Origin of the sequence: Porphyromonas asaccharolytica DSM 20707, from assembly GCF_000212375.1 — a bacterium.
Lineage (GTDB): Bacteria > Bacteroidota > Bacteroidia > Bacteroidales > Porphyromonadaceae > Porphyromonas > Porphyromonas asaccharolytica.
In genome coordinates this window covers 1,306,674-1,325,814 of the sequence record NC_015501.1, presented here as the reverse complement: position 1 = coordinate 1,325,814, position 19,141 = coordinate 1,306,674, and the positions used below count along the sequence as shown (strand labels likewise).

12 protein-coding genes are annotated in these 19,141 nt (G+C 52.6%); all 12 read left to right on the top strand.

Annotation, left to right across the window (positions count from 1 at the left end; genetic code table 11):
• Window positions 1-138: 138 nt before the first annotated feature.
• On the top strand, window positions 139-3,195 hold the full coding sequence (locus PORAS_RS05225) for a sensor histidine kinase (RefSeq protein WP_245528008.1): 3,057 nt from the start codon (window positions 139-141) through the stop codon (window positions 3,193-3,195).
• A 4-nt stretch (window positions 3,196-3,199) separates the two neighbouring features.
• Window positions 3,200-3,979 carry a LytR/AlgR family response regulator transcription factor gene (locus PORAS_RS05220; protein WP_004330288.1) on the top strand — a complete coding sequence of 260 codons (780 nt, stop codon included), beginning with the start codon at window positions 3,200-3,202 and terminating at the stop codon, window positions 3,977-3,979.
• A 250-nt stretch (window positions 3,980-4,229) separates the two neighbouring features.
• Window positions 4,230-4,835: a sugar O-acetyltransferase gene (locus PORAS_RS05215; protein ID WP_013760458.1), complete on the top strand. Its 606-nt coding sequence runs from the start codon at window positions 4,230-4,232 to the stop codon at window positions 4,833-4,835.
• A 27-nt stretch (window positions 4,836-4,862) separates the two neighbouring features.
• A complete protein-coding gene (gene polA, locus PORAS_RS05210) occupies window positions 4,863-7,709 on the top strand; it encodes a DNA polymerase I (protein ID WP_013760457.1) in 2,847 nt (948 codons plus the stop codon).
• Window positions 7,710-7,731: 22 nt separating this feature from the next.
• The gene (locus PORAS_RS05205) at window positions 7,732-8,757 is read left to right on the top strand and encodes a radical SAM protein (RefSeq protein WP_013760456.1); all 1,026 of its coding nucleotides are present in this window, start codon (window positions 7,732-7,734) and stop codon (window positions 8,755-8,757) included.
• 111 nt (window positions 8,758-8,868) lie between these two features.
• Window positions 8,869-9,096 (top strand): hypothetical protein, encoded by a 228-nt coding sequence (locus tag PORAS_RS09005; protein WP_155811471.1) that lies wholly within the window; start codon window positions 8,869-8,871, stop codon window positions 9,094-9,096.
• A gap of 513 nt (window positions 9,097-9,609) precedes the next feature.
• A complete protein-coding gene (locus PORAS_RS05200) occupies window positions 9,610-10,518 on the top strand; it encodes a leucine-rich repeat domain-containing protein (RefSeq protein ID WP_013760455.1) in 909 nt (302 codons plus the stop codon).
• A gap of 572 nt (window positions 10,519-11,090) precedes the next feature.
• Window positions 11,091-11,807 carry an ATP-dependent Clp endopeptidase proteolytic subunit ClpP gene (clpP, locus tag PORAS_RS05195; protein ID WP_013760454.1) on the top strand — a complete coding sequence of 239 codons (717 nt, stop codon included), beginning with the start codon at window positions 11,091-11,093 and terminating at the stop codon, window positions 11,805-11,807.
• Window positions 11,791-13,110, top strand: coding sequence for an ATP-dependent Clp protease ATP-binding subunit ClpX (clpX, locus tag PORAS_RS05190; protein ID WP_013760453.1), 1,320 nt, complete (start codon window positions 11,791-11,793; stop codon window positions 13,108-13,110). Before clpP ends, clpX begins: the two co-directional genes overlap by 17 nt.
• A gap of 101 nt (window positions 13,111-13,211) precedes the next feature.
• A complete protein-coding gene (gene recQ, locus PORAS_RS05185; protein ID WP_013760452.1) occupies window positions 13,212-15,413 on the top strand; it encodes a DNA helicase RecQ in 2,202 nt (733 codons plus the stop codon).
• Window positions 15,414-15,437: 24 nt separating this feature from the next.
• Window positions 15,438-16,856: a peptidylprolyl isomerase gene (locus tag PORAS_RS05180; protein WP_013760451.1), complete on the top strand. Its 1,419-nt coding sequence runs from the start codon at window positions 15,438-15,440 to the stop codon at window positions 16,854-16,856.
• Between the two features lie 65 nt (window positions 16,857-16,921).
• The gene (locus PORAS_RS05175; protein ID WP_013760450.1) at window positions 16,922-19,063 is read left to right on the top strand and encodes an OstA-like protein; all 2,142 of its coding nucleotides are present in this window, start codon (window positions 16,922-16,924) and stop codon (window positions 19,061-19,063) included.
• Window positions 19,064-19,141 lie beyond the last annotated feature (78 nt).

Genomic DNA, 19,141 nt, shown 5'->3' with positions numbered 1-19,141 from the left:
GCATTGAAGTGAATGAGTATCACGTCAGTGTAGCAGTCTTTTTTGAGACTTTTGCAACAGTCTCTTTTTTATCTCTTCTCTGCGACACAAGAGCTTCTGAGCTTAAAGTCAAAATCTTAGTCGCTCTAGTCTCTAAATATGTATCTTTGTGAACCGATGAAGTCTTATCATCTACAACAATACACTCCTATTATGACAATCCTAGCCCTATGGCTACTAGTCATAGGAACTCTTCAGGCACAAAGCTTGGAGGGGGTGCAGAGCATACGCTACTCCAAGGAGCAGGGATTGCCACAGTGTCAGGTGACTAAGTTGATGCAAGATAGTCGCGGGTATATATGGGCTGGGACGAAGGCTGGTGTGGGTCGATTTGATGGCGTGCGGTTTCACCCCTTTACGGCATCTAGGGAGGGGTTGTCAGCTGGAGAGGTCGTCCATCTTGAGGAGGATGAAGATGGCTTTGTATGGATCATTACGACGCAAGGTGTCTCAAAGATCAGTGGCGATAGTGTACAGACACTCCCTGTACCTCTGGCGGGACTATATGCCGCAACCTTAGGTGGAGAGCGTACCCTGTGGTATGCCAAGCGGGATGCATCGTCTCGCTTTGTAGTCGGTCACTATGCAGAGGGGAGGCTGCAAGAGACGCCTCTCTCTCCAGGGGTCACCTCGGTACACTCTCCGATGCGCTATGATAAGCTACACCACGACCTCTACCTCGTAGGTTCGTATGATGATGACTCTGAGAGGCTATTGCGGGTGACGAGAGAGGGGCGTATCACAACCGTTGACCTCCCTAAGCAACTACAGCAACAGTCTAAGCGTCTGCTCTATGGGCCTCGGGGCGAGGTCTGTATAGCCTTTAGCCGAGAGGTGGGGACGGTGGAGCTTTATGCTCTCTCTGCTAAGGGGCTTAGTCGTATAGCTTCTTCTGTAGGAGGGCGTTGGGTAGAGCCACTCCCGATAGCTTGGTATGGGGTAAGCAATGTCATACTGCCGGGCTTACATTTAGGAGAGTTACAGTTCCTAAATTATGGCGAGCTGATAAATCTTAGTAAGTATATATCGCAGTGGGGGTATATCACAGATATGGTCGTTAACCATCAGGGGGGCATCTATCTTGGTACAGAGCGCGGTATGCTACAGGTATTGCCTGATGCGATTCAGCTCTACGATGCGAAGCTACTGCCTGAGGTGTGGGGCTGTGTCGCTGGCGATGATGGCACAATATACGCTAGCTCCTTTACGCACGAGATCAAGCGCATCCGTGGCGATCAGGTAGAGTCGCTCTCACTTACTAGCGAGCTAGATCAAGGGTACTACTTTCATCCTGTACGAGATAGCCGTGGGGTGCTTTACTTTCCACACTCTAAAGGAGTGATACGTTATAATCCGAAGAGTGGTAAGGTCTCAGAGCTAGAGCGTACAGGGGTGCATGAGCAGCTCTGCTTCTATACCTATTACGACGCTCAGCGTCGGCTTATATGGGGAGGAGGTATGGGTAGCTTTGCTATATGGGACGAAGAGGGTAAAGTACAGCGTACAGTCACACAATATAAGAGTGTCACAATACAGGGTAATATACTCTCCATCACACGGGACTCTGTCGGGAGCTACTGGCTGGGTGGTAGAGAGATTTACCGCTATGACTACGACACAGGAGCGTTAGTTAGGTATGCTAACGAGCGAGGCGCCCCATACTTCTGTATGGAGATGGCGACAGATGCGTATGGCACGACTTGGTTTGCCACTGATATGGGACTATGCTACTACGATGCTAAGCAAGATCAAATCTGCGTAGTAGATGATCCCGAGTTCCAAGAGGTGACCGCCCTCGTCCTACCGATAGATAGCGAGCGACTACTGGTGTCGCAGGGCGATCGGCTCTGTATCATCGATCTCAAAGCATTTCATCATACGAGACGAGTGAAGCTGTGGGGCTATATCGATGCGTCCAATGGTTTTCGTGTAGAGGAGCCTGGGCAGGCTGGCGCATATATGGACTCTCAGGGCAACATTTGGGTGACTAGTAGTTCGCAGCTAGCGTCTATTCGCCCCAAACTATTAAGACCGACAGCTACGCACGGAGCCAAGCTCTTCTTCTCCTATTATAATAACACGCCTATACTATATAATCAGCGACGAGTGAGCCTCCCGACCAATAGATCGTCTGTGACCATTTCGCTTACGACGCTGGCCTATAGTCGTCCCTATCCGCTGGTGTATCGCTATCGGACGAGTAGCACAGCACCTTGGAGCAAGGCTCAGGATGAGGATTATATCGTCTTGACCAACTTGCCTCATGGCACGACGACACTGCAGGTGCAGGTGCTATACAAAGGGACTGATAAGGTCTGCTCAGAGCAGGAGCTATATGAACTAGAGATATCGGTAAGGCGAGCCTTCTATAATCAGGTGTGGTTTGTCCCGAGCATTGTCCTCTTACTGCTGCTAGCCATCGTGGGGAGTGTGCTCCTCCTGCTACGTACTAAGCGACGCCTCTCTGAGACTATTACGCAAGCTCAGGTAGCTGAGATGGATACGATACAAGCTCAACTCAATCCACACTTTGTATACAATGTCCTGACCTCGGTACAGGCTAAGGTACACTTACAGAAAACCGAAGAGGCAGAGCGACAGTTGGTCAGTCTGAGTCGGCTCATACGAGCATTCCTCCATAGTTCGATACAAAGCTCTGTAAGTGCGCTAGACTCTACACTAGCACAGCACTGGACTACGCTACAGCGAGAGCTAGAGCTGACGGAGCAGTTTGTGAGCTTTCAGCAGGAGCTACACCCAGATGCTTTTGCCTTTCAGATTACCATTGAGGAGGCTATATCTTCCGATCAGGTTTGTATACCTCCGATGCTCCTGCAGCCCTTTGTGGAGAATGCTATAAGTCACGGACTACTGCCTCTCAATGATGCCCGTAGAGCGATGCTACAAGTCTCCATCTCTCTAGACCAACAGGGTGGAGCCATATCCATCCAGATAGCTGACAATGGTATCGGCATACAGCAAGCCCAAAAGCTACAACACAAGTCCAAGCTCAGCTATCACTCCTATGGTCTGGAGCTAACGAAGAAGCGTATCCACCTCCTCAATCGACTAGGCTATGCGATAGACCTCGGTATAGACTCTTCGGAGCAAGGAACCACCATCACACTACGCTTACCACCTCATTATCGCCTATAAATCTATGTTTACAACTATCCCACCACTACGGACCATAATCGCTGACGACTCTCCCGAGATCTTGGCTCTGATGCGTTCTCTAGTCGAGGAGGTAGCCCCAACGCTAGAGATTGTTGCGACTTGTACCTCTCTGGCAGAGGTAGATCTAGCCATCAAGAAGTTTGCCCCCCAGCTACTCATCTTGGACATACAGTTTGCTCCTGAGGGGCGGACCGCCTTTGACCTACTAGAGGAGTGGCAAAACTTCCGACAGTTTCAGCTCATCATCTTCTCTGGGCACTGTGAGTTTAAGTATGCGCAACAAGCAATCTATGAGGGAGCCGTTGCCTTTCTCGACAAGCCTATAGACAAGGAGTCGCTACACTCAGCTATCGAAAAGGCTGCTCAGCGTATCTATCAGTCCCAAGAGACGAGTACTGCATCTACCCCAAGCGACCAGACTGGTAAGTGGCTACAAATCTCCACAGCGGTAGACACGCGCATCTTCCATAGTAATCAGATCGTATACATACAGTCTAGTGACGGGGGGTGTAAGATCTATCTGTCTGATGGTGAGGAGATCTACAGCTCTAAGAACATAGGTGTCTACGATAGAGAGCTACAGGGACTACACATCTTCGTTAGGACGCATCAGAGCTACATCGTCAATCTTAACTACATCCAGGGCTACACAAATCGCACCGAACGCAAGCTCATACTGCGCTCTCCTTTTCCTCAGTTACCCAGCTCCAAGACTGGCTTCAAGAACCTCAATCATTTCTTCTCCCAAAACCGAGAAGACTAGCGATAAGTCGTAAGCTCCTTTTTGCCGTGAAGCTCCAGTGCCAATCCCTATTGGCACTCTAGTTTCATGCGGGTGAAACTGCAGTTTCATCTAGGAGGAACTACAGTGCCAGCGAGAGGAAAAAGAAAGGAGAGGGGATTTATTGTTACCTTTGTGCTAGGAGACTGTTGCCATAGTCTCCGCAGAGGATTGCTCTGCAGGCTCCGTGGCGGAGATGATCAGCTCCTCTCTGCTTTTATCGATTTACCATATGTCTCACACGACTCCCCCATTATCGTTTGTGCCCTCTCCGCAGCCCGAGGGTTACCGCTACTATAATATACAGAGCGACACCGACCGTCAGCTCTTGGCTAGTCGGTGCAAAGAGCGACTGCAAGCCCTGCACCGCATACCCGTCGAGGAGCGGGCACAGTATCATCGTGCGCTGCAGGAGCTACTCGGAGCGCTAGGCGAGGAGAGTTGGCTGGTGACCCCATTCTTTTGCGACTATGGGAGCGAGATTGAGGTGGGGAGTCATACCTTCATCAATAGTGGCTGCACCATGCTCGATGGCGGACATGTGACCATAGGCGACCATGTGCTCATCGGCCCCTCCGTGTCGCTCTACAGTGTGGGGCATCCGCTCGACCTCGAGGAGCGCGCTGCCGGCTGGGAGTTTGGCATCCCGATCATCATCGAGGATCATGTCTGGATCGGCGGTGGCTGTACGATCCTCCCCGGCGTAACCATCGGCCGAGGCTCCGTGATCGGCGCTGGTAGTGTCGTCACCAAGAGCATCCCCCCGATGAGCCTGGCCGTGGGCAATCCCTGCCGTGTCATTCGCTCGCTCAGCAACCCCACCGAGCCTCAAGATTAACCCGTTACTTTTTACCCTATTTGAACTATGCCTACGCTCTATCTGCTTGACGCTTATGCCCTGATTTACCGAGCTTACTACGCCTTCATCAACCGTCCCCTCGTTGACGCGCAGGGACGCGACACGAGTGCACTCTACGGCTTCGCCTCCACGCTACAAGACATCATTGACAAGGAGCGACCCGACTACATTGCCGTGGCTATAGATATGCCGGGGGGAACCTTTCGCCACAAGGAGTACCCTGAGTACAAGGCCAATCGCCCCGAGACGCCCGAGACGATACGCTTTTCCATGCCTTATATCAAAGAGTTGGTGCAGGCTTACCAGATACCTCTGCTAGGGGTCGAAGGGTACGAGGCGGACGACCTGATCGGCACGCTGAGCCGCCAAGCTGTCGAGGCAGGCTACGAGGTCCGCATGGTCACACCAGACAAGGATTACGGGCAACTCGTCGGACCGCATGCGCAGATGTTTGCGCCACAGCGCACGGGGTCAGGCTTTGAGCTACTCGGTGCTGAGGAGATTACCGCTAAGTACGGCATACGCTATCCGCTACAGATGATTGACTACTTGGGACTGGTGGGCGATAGCTCAGACAATGTGCCCGGCTGTCCAGGCATCGGCAAGGTAGCAGCGCAGCGACTCCTCGAGGAGTTTGACTCGATCGAAGATATCTACGCACGCATTGACCAGGTGAAGCCGACCTATGCGAAAAAGCTCCTCGCAGCCAAGGAGCAGACGATTCTCTCGCGGCATCTCGTCACCATCGTGACTGACGTACCAGGAGTCACCTTTGACCCAGATCAGATGAAGTGGCGGGGGCCCGACCATGCCGCTGTGGAGCGCATCTTCAAGGAGTTTGCCTTCACCTCACTGCTCAAGCGCATAGGCAAGCCCGCAGAGAGCACCCCTCAGGTGGGTCTCTTTGACCTTGGCGGTAGTTCGACGCCAGCTAGTTCGCCAGCCACGATTGAGGTGACGGGCCCAGTTAGCGCTGCAGCTCCTCTAGAAAACTACAAGACAGTCGGCGCGACCTTTACCGAGGTGCAGGGTTACGAGGCTGTGAGCCAGCTCGCTAAGCAGTTGGCGGGCATCTCCGTTGTCGCCTTTGACACCGAGACCGATGGCCTCGATGCGCTCTGTGCGGGCATCGTCGGTATGTCGCTCTGTGCCGATGAGCAGCAGGCTTACTTTATTCCGCTACCTGAGTCCGCTGAGGAGGCTGCGCATATACTTTCTCCGCTTAAGGATCTGATGCAGGACGAGCGTGTGCTCAAGGTGGCGCACAATGCGAAGTTTGACCTAGAGGTGCTGACACGCTACGGACTGCCCGAGGCGCACCCACTCTACGACACCATGCTGGCGCACTACCTGATCGACGCCGACCAGGGGCATAGTCTCGACGAACTGGCAGGCGGCTTGCTCCGCTACGACACAATACGCTACAAAGACCTCGCGCCTCAGGAAAGCTTTGCGCTACGCACCGACGTAGACCCCAAGCTCCTCTGTGATTACGCTAGCGAAGATGCCTACGTGACGCTACGCCTCTACCACGCCCTGCACAAGCAGCTCTCCCCTACCGAGCAACGACTCCTCACCGAGGTGGAGATACCGCTCCTCTACGTGCTGATGCACATGGAGCAGCGTGGCATCGTCCTCGACATCGAGGCACTGCAGCGCTCCCGTCAGGAGCTTCTCGAGAGCGTCCTCCGCCTAGAGAAAGAGATACAGAGCTACTCCTCACGAGGGCTTAACCTCAAGGTCAATAGCCCGAAGCAGATCGGCGAATTGCTCTTTGATGAGCTTAAGATTATGGAGAAACCTCGCAAGACCAAGACGGGCAACTACGTGACCAACGAAGAGACGCTCCTCCCGCTTCGCTCGCTCCACCCCGTCGTCGCGCTCATCCTAGACTACCGCGAGGCGCGCAAGCTGCTCAACACCTATATAGATCCGCTGCCCAAGATGTGCTATCCCGATGGTAAGCTGCACACTTCGTACAATCAGGCGGTCACCGCCACGGGCAGGCTCTCCTCGAGCAATCCTAATCTGCAAAACATCCCCATCCGTAGCGACCTCGGGCGTCCCCTACGTCGTGCTTTTGTCGCTGATCCGTACTACACCCCACGCCTTTCGGCTTGCACTCCTGTGGATCACACCCATGAGGAGCCGATCGGCGCTGTCCTGCTCAGTGCGGACTACTCGCAGGTGGAGCTGCGTGTTATGGCACACCTAAGCCAAGACCCAGCGATGATACACTCCTTCCTCTCGGGCGACGATATCCACACGGCGACAGCCGCTAAAGTCTTTAAGGTGGCCCCCGAGGAGGTGACCCCACTGATGCGCAGCAAGGCGAAGACGGCCAACTTTGGTATCAACTACGGCATCACGCCCTATGGTCTGAGCCAGCGTCTCAACATCCCCGTTGGCGAGGCTGCCGAGCTGATCAAGGAGTACTTCGCCACTTTTACTCATATACAGGCCTTTATGAATGAGGCTATAGCGCTGGCCACCGAGCGAGGCTATACGGAGACCGCCTTCGGTCGTCGTCGGCAGCTGCGCAACCTCCGCACGGCGCGTGGAGCCCAGCGTGGCAATGAAGAGCGCAATGCGATCAACGCACCGATCCAAGGCACCGCCGCTGACATCATCAAGATCGCTATGATACGTGTCGAGGAGGAGCTGACGAAGCAGCAGCTACGCAGCTACCTCGTCCTGCAGGTGCACGACGAACTGGTCCTCAACGTCTATCTCGACGAACTAGATCGTGTCACTGCCCTCGTTCGCGAAGCGATGGAGGGCGCCTGGCCCGAGTGCTCCGTACCGCTCGTCGTCGAGATCGGCACCGGCAAAGATTGGCTCGCAGCGCACTAATTCGCCCGAGACAGAGAGGACAATGAACCCGCTCACCCACGCCACACAGCGTCTAGCTCGCACCCTGAGCCGTAAGGGAGGAGATCGCCTTAAGCTCCTCTCCGTCCTCGGTATGCACCTCTTGAGGAGACGCTACATAGGCGTTTTCATCGACCCTATCTTAGCCTGCAACCTCCGCTGTCAGATGTGCTACTTTAGCGATCCTGAGTATAGAGCTACGCTGCGTGGCAAGCTGACCACGGACGACTGCGAGGCGATAGCGCCTCACCTCTTTCCCCAGGCACTCAGGCTACAGATCGGTTGCGGTGCCGAGCCGACGCTCACCCCAGAGACGATGCTTCGCCTCGTACAGCTGGGCCAGGAGTACCACGTTCCTTGGATCTCTGTCATAACAAATGGCAATGCCCTGACCGAGGAAACCCTGCGGGCACTCGTGACAGCGGGACTGAGCGAGCTGACGCTCTCGCTGCATGGCACCACGCAAGCGACTTATGAGCGGCTGATGGTAGGTGCCGAGTGGCAACGATTTGTCACGCTACTAGAGTGGTTGAAGGCGCTAGACAACCCACCCGCCGTACGGCTCAACTACACGGTCAATCGAGACAATCTGGAGGAGCTAAGCCGTCTACCCGACTTAATCCGTGACTATCCCGTCCGAACGGTGCAGATACGCCCCGTACAGAAGATCGGCGAGAGTGCCTACAAGGAGTTCGACATGACTCCCCTCGTAGCGGCCTACGAGCGGGTCATAGCGACTACCGTAGAGCGGCTTCGTGCTGAGGGGATAGAGGTCATTTGCCCCAGCAGTAAGAAGATGAGCCAGACAGCCAAGCCGCCCCGACGCTTGGCAAAGCTCTTTGAGGAGGCGACCTATTACTACATCTCACCGCAAAGCTTCGGGCCTCATGGTGTGGACTTTCGCGCGGTCTCGCTCAAGAGCTATGCTCGCCAGTCGCGCCTCGTCGGGCGGCTGCTTCGCGCCATCTTCACCCAGCGCAATGCCTACGCCGAGCGCAATACGCACACGACCAAAAAGCTAAACTACTAGCCACCCACTCCGCTCCTTCAACCGAAAGCGTACGGGTCACGAAAGACGATATACACCCCCAAAACCAATAGTCTCATTAGGGCAAAGTCACCACCGACCTGTTACAATAATTTGAAGTCGACCACATATCGAAACTATGCTGTGTCGGGAAAAACTGATTTCCACGCGGGGATTTTGAAATATCCAAGTGGAGAATTTTTATTTTCCACTTGGGGAAGAAAAAATTCTTCGGAGGAATCAAATGAAACTTCGGAGGAAATGAAAGACGCCCCCGTGGAAAATAAAAAATATCCACGTGGAGATTTGAGATTTTCCACGTGGATATTCGAGAAAGGATAGAATCGGACGAATCCCCCCGTAAAGATATGTGAATAGAGACTAGAGGTTAGAAACTAGAGAGGAGATGATCGGAGCTGTCGGCAAGTAAAAAGCAAAGGGTTACTCGTATCATCGTAATACGTCTCGCTTTGACACAACGGACGCACACACCTACGACTCCTATAGGGACGCATGGTCGTGCGTCCGTTGTCGAACCAGCCGACGAGTAACGGTTGTAGGAACGCACGGCTCGTGCGTCCGTTGTCGAATCAGCCGACGAGTAATGGTTGTAGGGACGCACGGTCGTGCGTCCGTTGTGTCAAAGCGAAACGGCGTCAGGGTTTTAACGGGGACGGACGCCCTCCCGCTAGACACTCCCGTGCGTCCCTACTGGGTAACGTCTCCCCCCTAACCTCTAATTTCTACCCCCTTGCACAATTCGAAACAAAGGTATAACTCCGCAGGAAACATCACTCACACGTCAGAGTCCTCACAGCTTCCCCCCACTTCTACCCCCTAATCTCTAGCTACATTATGAGCAAACATCTACGCATCTGGCTCTTCGCCCTTCTCGGCACGCTTCTAGCGTCCACCACTCTCCTCGCCCAAGGCGTCATCACCATGACCACATCCAAGGCCGTCGGAGAGACAGTCAAACTGAGGATTGAGGCCAATGGTAACGTCACCATCGAAGGTGTCAAGGAACTACCTCAGCTAGGCAAGGATAAAAAAAACTATACCCTTACCAGCCAAACGATCACCATCCATGGCGATGTAACAAAGCTTGACTGCTCCGACAATCAACTGACCAGCTTGGACTTGCCAAAGAGTACCGTCTTGACATGGCTTTGGTGCTCTGGCAATCAACTGACCAGCTTGGATCTGTCAAATAACACCGCCCTGACAACGCTTGGCTGCTCCAACAATCAGCTGACCAGCTTGGACTTGCCAAAGAACACCGCCTTGACAACGCTTTACTGCGACAGGAATCAACTGACCCGATTGGACGTGTCAAAGAACGCCGCCTTGACAGAGCTTGGGTGCTCCGAGAATCAACTGACGAGCTTGGACGTGTCAAAGAACACCGCCTTGACAACGCTTTTCTGCTTCGAGAATAAACTGACCAGCTTGGACGTGTCAAAGAACATCGCCTTGACAGAGCTTTACTGCTCCAACAATCAACTGACCAGCTTGAACGTGTCTAGGTGTGCTAGATTGAATACTCTTTATTGCGACAGTAATCGTATCAATGGCAAGGCTATGAACAAGCTAGTGAATAGTCTTCCCAATCGAAGGAGAAAGAGTAGTGGTGCTATTTTACTAGTAGATAACTCCCCTGAGAAAAGGGATAAAAACAGGTGTAGCCCTGCTGACGTAACTACTGCAAGGAGGAAAAATTGGGAAGTTCTAAAACTGGAAAGTTCTAAAATAAGAGCGTTCTAACTGGGGCTGTAGCCGTTGTCTAGTCCGACCCGCAAGGGGTCGACTTTCTACCACGTCCGCCTTTCCATCGGTCGTTCGGGGCTGTAGCCCCTCCGACCGACGGCTACGATGCGTCGGACCTCTTGCGAGGTCCTTTTTATCAGAGCTATCTGAGGTATCAGAGTAATCGGACGTGTAACCTGGGGTAGGGACGCACGAGACGAGTAACGAAGTGTAAGGACGCACAGACGTGTAACGGTTGTAGGGACGCACGATCTGTGCGTCCGTCCCCATTAAAAGTTACGATGTCCAGTTTGTATGATGACTGGGTTATGCGTCTCGCCTTGACACAACGGACGCACGAGCCGTGCGTCCCTACAACCGTTACTCGTCCCGGGAGTCCCCACGAGTCGCACACTCGTGATATTTGCGGGATCTACGACGTGAGGGGTGTGGCGTATGTGCAGAAATAGCGTTATCTTTGTTTCTGAATCAAACTAGGAGCGCTTCACTCGCTTAGCTGTTAACTTTCGAATGTGAGGCTTAGCTCCCCTTTTAATCTATAGTAAATCTTTCAACTCTGCTTCATCAATATGACAGACTACAATAAGGACTTCGTCCACTATGCACACGCTCATCTTCGGATGAATACCAATGCACTCAACGACTACATAACCGCCTCCACTGGCTACATCAACCCCACGATCATTGAGGAGCGCCAGCTCAACGTGGCGCAGATGGATGTCTTCAGCCGCCTGATGATGGATCGTATCATCTTCCTCGGCACGGAGGTCAACGACTACACCGCCAATGTGATACAGGCTCAGCTCCTCTACCTAGACAATGCAGATCCGGGCAAGGATATCTCGATCTATATCAATAGCCCTGGTGGGTCAGTCTATGCGGGCTTTGGTATCTACGATACGATGCAGTATGTGGGTTGTGATGTCTCGACGATGTGTACCGGTATGGCTGCCTCGATGGCCGCTGTCCTCCTCGTAGCGGGCGCCGAGGGCAAGCGCTACGCACTGCCCCACTCACGGGTGATGATTCACCAGCCGATGGGCGGTATGCAGGGTCAGGCGAGCGACATAGAGATCGCTGCTAAGGAGATCCTCAAGGTGAAAGCCGAACTATACAAGATCATTGCTGATCACTCAGGTCGCTCTGTCGAGGATATCGAGCGAGACAGCGATCGTGACAAGTGGATGACCGCCTCTGAGGCTCTAGAGTATGGTATGATCGACAAGGTACTCACATCTACTAAGCAAGTAGCGAAGGACAAGAAGGCAGATGGCAAAGAAAAGTAACTCGATAGAGCGTCGATGCTCTTTCTGCAATCGCCCTGAGAGCGAGGTGCCTATACTAATAGGTGCCGAGGGCTCCGCGCAGATCTGTAGTGATTGCGCAGAGCAGATCTACACGTTGCTCTATCAGAACGGGCTGGTCTCTGCACCTAAGCTTGACCCTAATGAGCCGAGGAAGCAGGGAGACAAGAACTCTACCTTTGCGCCACTCACCTATGAGTCGCTGCCTAAGCCGCAGGAGATAGCTGCCTATCTAGATCGCTACGTGATCGGGCAAACTGATGCTAAGAAGTATCTCTCGGTAGCTGTCTACAACCACTACAAGCGTATCTTAGCTAGCCAAGAGAAGGGCGAAAAGAGCGACGAGAGCTCTAAGCTAGACGATGTAGAGATTGCCAAGAGCAACATCATCATGGTGGGGCCGACTGGGTGCGGTAAGACGCTCCTAGCACAGTCGATAGCTCGTATGCTGCAGGTGCCCTTTGCGATGGTCGATGCGACCGTCCTGACACAGGCTGGCTATGTGGGAGAGGATATAGAGAGTATCATCTCTCGCCTACTGCAAAACTGCGACTACGACGTAGCAGCCGCAGAGCGTGGCATCGTCTTCATCGATGAGATTGATAAGATAGCGCGCAAGGGCGACAACCCCTCCATCACCCGTGATGTGAGTGGCGAGGGTGTGCAGCAAGGCCTTCTGAAGCTGCTCGAGGGGAGTGTCATCAATGTACCCCCTTATGGAGGTCGCAAGCATCCCGAGCAGAAGTTTATCCAGGTCAATACGCAGCAGATCCTCTTCATCTGCGCTGGCGCCTTTGACGGCATAGAGCGAATCATTGGCTCTCGCCTCAACACCCGCGTGGTGGGCTACAAGGAGCAGCAGATGGACTATCAGACGATCCAGAACAACCTGCTGGCACACATTACTCACCAAGACCTCCGACGCTACGGGTTGATCCCCGAGATCATCGGACGTCTACCTATCCTCACCTATCTAGACGCACTAGATAGTGATTCGCTCCTGCGTATCCTCGTCGAACCTAAAAACGCTATCACAAAGCAGTACCAGAAGCTCTTTGAGATGGATGGCGTACGACTGACTTTCGATGAAGACGCACTCAAGTATATCGTCCATGTCGCTGTCGAGACAAAGCTAGGGGCTCGCGGACTACGCTCGATCGTGGAGAAGATTATGATCGACGCTATGTACGAGATACCCTCTCTCAAGCGTAAGACGCTACGTATCACAGAGCAGTATGCCCGCTCTAAGGTGACCCCGAGCATGACTGCCTCTCTAGCAAACTAAATCTACCTCTGACACAACCCAGTGCATCCTCTTATGTAATCGTTAATCCACCTATGGAGAGCGCATCTCAAAGACTCTCCTGACGACCAATCTCACAAACCATGACACACAATCTGACAGAACTACTGAGTAAGATCTTCGGCTTTGAAGAGTTCAAGGGTAATCAGAAAGAGATCATCCAAAGCCTGCTAGAGGGTCATGACACTTTTGTCTTGATGCCTACGGGTAGCGGTAAGTCTCTATGCTATCAGTTGCCTGCACTCATCATGGAGGGGACGGCTATCATTGTCTCCCCGCTGATTGCTCTGATGAAGAATCAAGTCGATGCCCTGCGAGAGACGACTGGATCTAACGATATAGCGCACGTACTGAACTCTTCGCTCAATAAAGCACAGCTCGATCAGGTCTACCACGATGTCTCCTCTGGTGATACGAAGCTGCTCTATGTGGCTCCCGAGTCACTCGGCAAGGCTGAGAACATAGAGTTCTTCCGTCAGGTCAAGATCTCTTTCTTTGCGATCGACGAGGCACACTGTATCTCTGAGTGGGGACATGACTTTCGCCCTGAGTATCGCAAGATACGCCCTGTGGTCGATGAGATAGGACGTAGACCTATCATCGCACTGACAGCGACAGCTACACCTAAGGTGGAGCACGACATTCGCAAGAATCTGGGCATCCTCGATGGTCGGATCTTTAAGTCCAGCTTCAACCGTCCTAACCTGTACTACAGTGTAGAGAAGAAGGGCGAAGATGTCAATGCGCGCATCATCCGATTTATCCGCAAGAGACCCAATAAAAGCGGCATCATCTACTGTATGAGCCGTGAGAAGGTGATGAACCTCTCCAAGCTGCTTCAGATGAACGGCATCAAGGCGCTCCCCTACCATGCTGGGCTAGACGCTAAGGAGCGTTCGGCCAATCAGGATGCTTTCCTAAGCGAGGAGTGCCGTGTGATCGTTGCCACGATAGCCTTTGGCATGGGTATCGACAAGCCCGATGTGCGCTACGTCATACACTACGACATGCCTAAGAGCCTCGAGGGCTACTATCAGGAGACGGGACGTGCAGGTCGTGATGGTGGCGAGGGATATTGCTTAGCCTTTTATAATGAGAAGGATATACAGAAGCTGGAGAACTTTATGCAGGGAAAACCTATCGCCGAGCAGGAAATAGGTAGGCAATTACTCGCAAAAACTTCTACCTTTGCACTCACGCCCATGTGTCGACGGGCATATCTGCTCTATTATTTCGGAGAGAGATATGACCAGGAGAACTGTGGAGCGTGTGACAATTGTGCAAAAAACAGACAAACAATGGAGGCTAAAGAGCTTTTGAAACAACTGCTCCAAACGGTCTTGGAGCTCAAAGAACAATTTAAGAAAGATCACGTCATCGACGTGATCCTAGGTTGCGACACCGCTCCTATTGAGGACTTTCATCACGACAAACTTGATTCTTACGGCATAGGTAGCGACTACTCACGAGATGTATGGGAGCTGGTCGTAGAGCGAGCATTGGTGCTACAGTACCTCACCGAGAGTACAGAGACATATGGTATCCTGAGCGTCACACCGAGTGGTAAGAAGTTTATCAAGAAGCCGACCTCGTTCAAGATTGTGACTCCCGATGAGGAAGATCTGGATGACGATGAGGATCTTGATGATGATGAGGAGATGGATAGCTCCGTATCTGGAGGACGTGGTCGTACAGCCTCTACAGACCCCGCTCTATACAATATACTCAAGGACATGCGCAAGAAGCTCAGCATCAAGCTCGGGCTGGGACCCAATGGGGTCTTCCCTGATTCAGCTCTTGAGGAGATGTCTACCCTATACCCGATTACGTTGCCTGAACTTAAGAACATATCGGGCATCAACGTAGAGCAGGCTGATCGATATGGAGAGGATTTCGTCCGTGTCATACGTAACTATGTCGAGGAGTATGAGATCGAGAGACCCGAGGACTACAAGATCCGCACACTACCTAACAATACCAAGCAGCATATCTCTATCGTACAGCAACTAGACCGTCAGGTGATCCTCGAGGACATTGCTATCTCGCACTCTATCAGTACCGATGATCTGCTCACCGAGCTGGAGCGTATCGTCAAGTCTGGTACCAAAGTCAAGCTCAACTACCTCATAGCCTCCGAGCTAGGCGAGGATAGCTATGATGAGCTGAAAGAGTATCTAGAAGATCACCCAGGATGTACTCTAGACGACCTCATCAGCGAATACGAAGACTTCTATAGTGAAGCGGAGCTACGACTCGCTATGATCATCTTCTCCTGCAATCAATAAGACCACTTTAGCAATACAACTCTTATGTCTATCTATAGATCATCTACATCACCCGCACGCTGGATGATAGCATCCATGCTCTTGTCTTTGTTGGCTAGCCTCCCTCTGACGGCTCAGACTCCACAGCAAAAGACTTCCGCAGGATCTGTCGTCGATGAGGTTATATGGACCGTGGGCGATGAGCCTATCCTCAAGTCTGAGATAGAAAACCAGAAGCTCTACATGCGATCTCAGGGAATGCCTCTCGAGGGAAACCCTGACTGCTATCTCACGGAGCAACTAGCTGTCCAAATGCTCTTCCTCAATCAAGCTAAGATCGATAGTATCTCGGTGGATAATACTAAGGTAGACAGATTTGTGGACAACTTTATGGAGAGCCTCGTGCAGCAGATCGGCTCCCGTGAGCGTCTTGAGGAGTACTTCAATCGCCCCTACTCCAGCATTCGTGAGCAGCAGCGCATCATGGCGGTCAATAATGAGATCGTCCGACAGATGCAGCAGAAGATTATCCAGGGAGTGGCGGTAACACCTACAGAAATCCGCTCTTACTACGCTCAGATACCACAAGACAGCTTGCCATACATACCAGACGTCGTCGAGGTACAAGCGCTTCGGATCACTCCTGACATCGAGCTAGCAGCTATCGATCAGATCAAGGAGCAACTCAGAAGTTACTCCGACGATATAGTCGCTGGGCGTCGTGACTTCTCTACGATCGCACGACTCTACTCACAGGACTCCCGCACCTCTCTTCGTGGTGGTGAGTATGGTTTCGTGGCTCGTAGCTCTCTAGAGCCTGAGTTTGCTCAGGTAGTCTTCGCACTATCCGACACCAAGCAGGTCTCTCCTATCATACGCACCGCCACGGGCTATCACATCGTACAGCTTATCGAGAAGCGTGACAACACGATCAACTTCCGTCACATACTCCTCAAGCCCAGTGTGGCTCCTGACAAACTCCAGCAAGCCGTCAACAAAGCAGACTCTGTCGCTGTGCAGGTACGCAATGGCAAGACCTCCTTTGACGAGGCGGTCGTACTATGCAGTAATGTCGATGAGACGAAAAACAACTTTGGTCTCCTCCTCAACGAAGACTACGAGAGCGACCGATACGGTACGGCTCTCTTTACCATGTCCGAGCTACAGCAAGACTTTGCCTCTTATGTGGACAAGATGCAGGTAGGCGATATTTCTCCAGCATTCGTATCACAGGATGCAAACGGCAATACGCAGGTAGTACTTCTCAAGCTCAAGCAGCGCATCTCTGGTCATCGTGCGGACATGGCTACCGACTTTCAGCTCATCAAGCAGCTAGCTCTGCAGGACAAGAAGCAGAAAGAACTCGACAAGTGGATCGTCCAGCACCAGAAGAGTACTTATATACGCATCAGCCCTGACTATCAGCAGTGCGACTTCAAGTATCCAGGTTGGATCAAGAAGTAGTACCTACTCTTCTACAGGGAGACGATAGAGTACACACATCTCTGCCCATTAGACTATAAAGTTTCATGTCTTATCAGCCTAGCGAAGTGACCACCACACGGCGACTACTACTCACCCTCAGCGGGTTGCTAGCGGTCGCTGTGCTACTCTTTGTGGGGCTGCCTCTATGGGGCGGGACGGCAAGACTACACCCCTCGACTCATATAGCGGACGCTCCAGCACCTCCTCCTACGATGGTGCGAGGCAAGCGTCTTATCGTCCTCGATCACGCCGATGTACTCAGTCACGATCAGGACATACACCCAGACATTGTCATCCTAACGGGCAATGTGCGTCTCAGGCATGGCAGTTGGATTATGACCTGCGATAGTGCCAATCTCAACGAGACGACCAATTCCTTTGATGCTTTCGGTCATGTGCATATACAAGAGGGAGACTCGATCTCGATCACTGCTGGAGAGATGCTATACGATGGTATGACCGCCCTCGCGGAGCTGCACGACAATGTGATATTGACGAAGAATGTGACGACACTTTTCACCGAAAGTCTCTTCTACGATCGCAACCAACAGGTCGGTTACTACGACAACTTCGGGACCCTTGCCGACTCAGTCAACACGCTCACCTCTATCTATGGTGAGTACAATACCAGCTCTGATGAAGCGCTCTTTCAGAATGAAGTACACCTAGAGAACGACCGCTTTACCCTCGACACCGACATACTGCACTACAATACGAAGACCTCAATCTGTCGTATCGTCAGCCCCACCCTTATAGAGACCAAAGACTCTGTCAGGATAGAGACCGACCGAGGCTTTTACAATACAAACACCGAGCAGAGCATCCTCCTCGACCGCTCTCTCATTACGCATCCCGATGGTACCATGACGGGCGACTCGATACTCTATGACAAGAAGAGACAGATCAGCCAAGCCTACTATGATGTGGTAATAGACAACCAAGAGGACAAGGTAACCTACTTCGGTGACTATGGCTATATGGACGAGGCAAACGGCTATGTCTACGCCACAGGACGAGCCTACGTCATGGACTACTCCGAGAAGGACACACTATATATGTCTGCCGAGATCATGGAGGGGATCAAGCGTAACCTGCCCCCGTCCCCAGGCACTACCGACTCGCTAGAGGTCAAGTACACCAAGGGGTACCACGATGTGCGCCTGTACCGCAGGGATATACAGGCCATCGGGGACTCTATACACTACTTTTCCGTTGACTCGCTCATCAAGCTCTTTGGCAGTCCTATCTTGTGGAACGACTCGACACAGCTCAAGGGAGACACCATCTATGCCCACCTTGCTAACGACACGATCGATCATGCCTTCGCTTGGCAAAATGCCTCGACAGTGCGCTGGATCGATAATATCAAGCAGGATCGTGTCAAGGCCGATACGATCCAAGCCTACTTTTGCGAAGGTACTCTTGACCACGCTTTCTATCGCTCCAATGTAGAGTCACGCTACTACCTTCAGCAGGAGAAGACGAAGCATTACTATGCCCTCGCTCAGGTACAGAACCCGCAAATGGACGTTTACATTGTCGATGATAAGCTCGATCGTATCTTCTGGCATGGTAAAGCGGAGGGGACGATTCACCCGATCCAAGACCTCACCGATGCTTTGCGTCAGATGAGTGGTGCCGAGTGGCATGGCGACCAGCGTCCGCTCACGCCCGAAGATGTTATCCCTGACCGCACAGCACCGCTACAATCTACCGACTCGCTCGCTACCCTGCAGAATCAGAACAGCAAAATGAGCCAAGGCTTCGACGGACTAGCCGCATGGCAAGCCTTCTACAAGGAGTACCAGCAAGCCATCGAGAAGCCTAAGCCAGCAGACGTTCAGATGACAGTCCCCGACACGACTGCCGTAGCCGAGACGCCACTCTCCATCTACATACGTCGCCCGCTAGAGAGCGACACCAGCTCCGTACAGTCTCTTGCAGACTCGCTACAGAGCTACATACACCTTTTACCACTATACTCATGGGACTCATATTCAGACCACGACAACCGCGCAGCTTCAACCACCAGCCCATCTATTGGGATCCTAAGAAGGAGCAACTCCAGCGACGCATCGAGCAGATCAGACGAGAGCTCGAAGCTGCCGAAGGCTCCGAGACCGAAGCCCACACCGACAGCAGCACAGCTTGCGACGATACCGACAGAGCCCGCAAAGAGCAAGTAGAGGCCGACTATGGTTCTGGCGAAGCGTTTCGTGAGAGCCTCTCGGAGAGTCTCTACGGAGGCACACGTCATCTCAAGA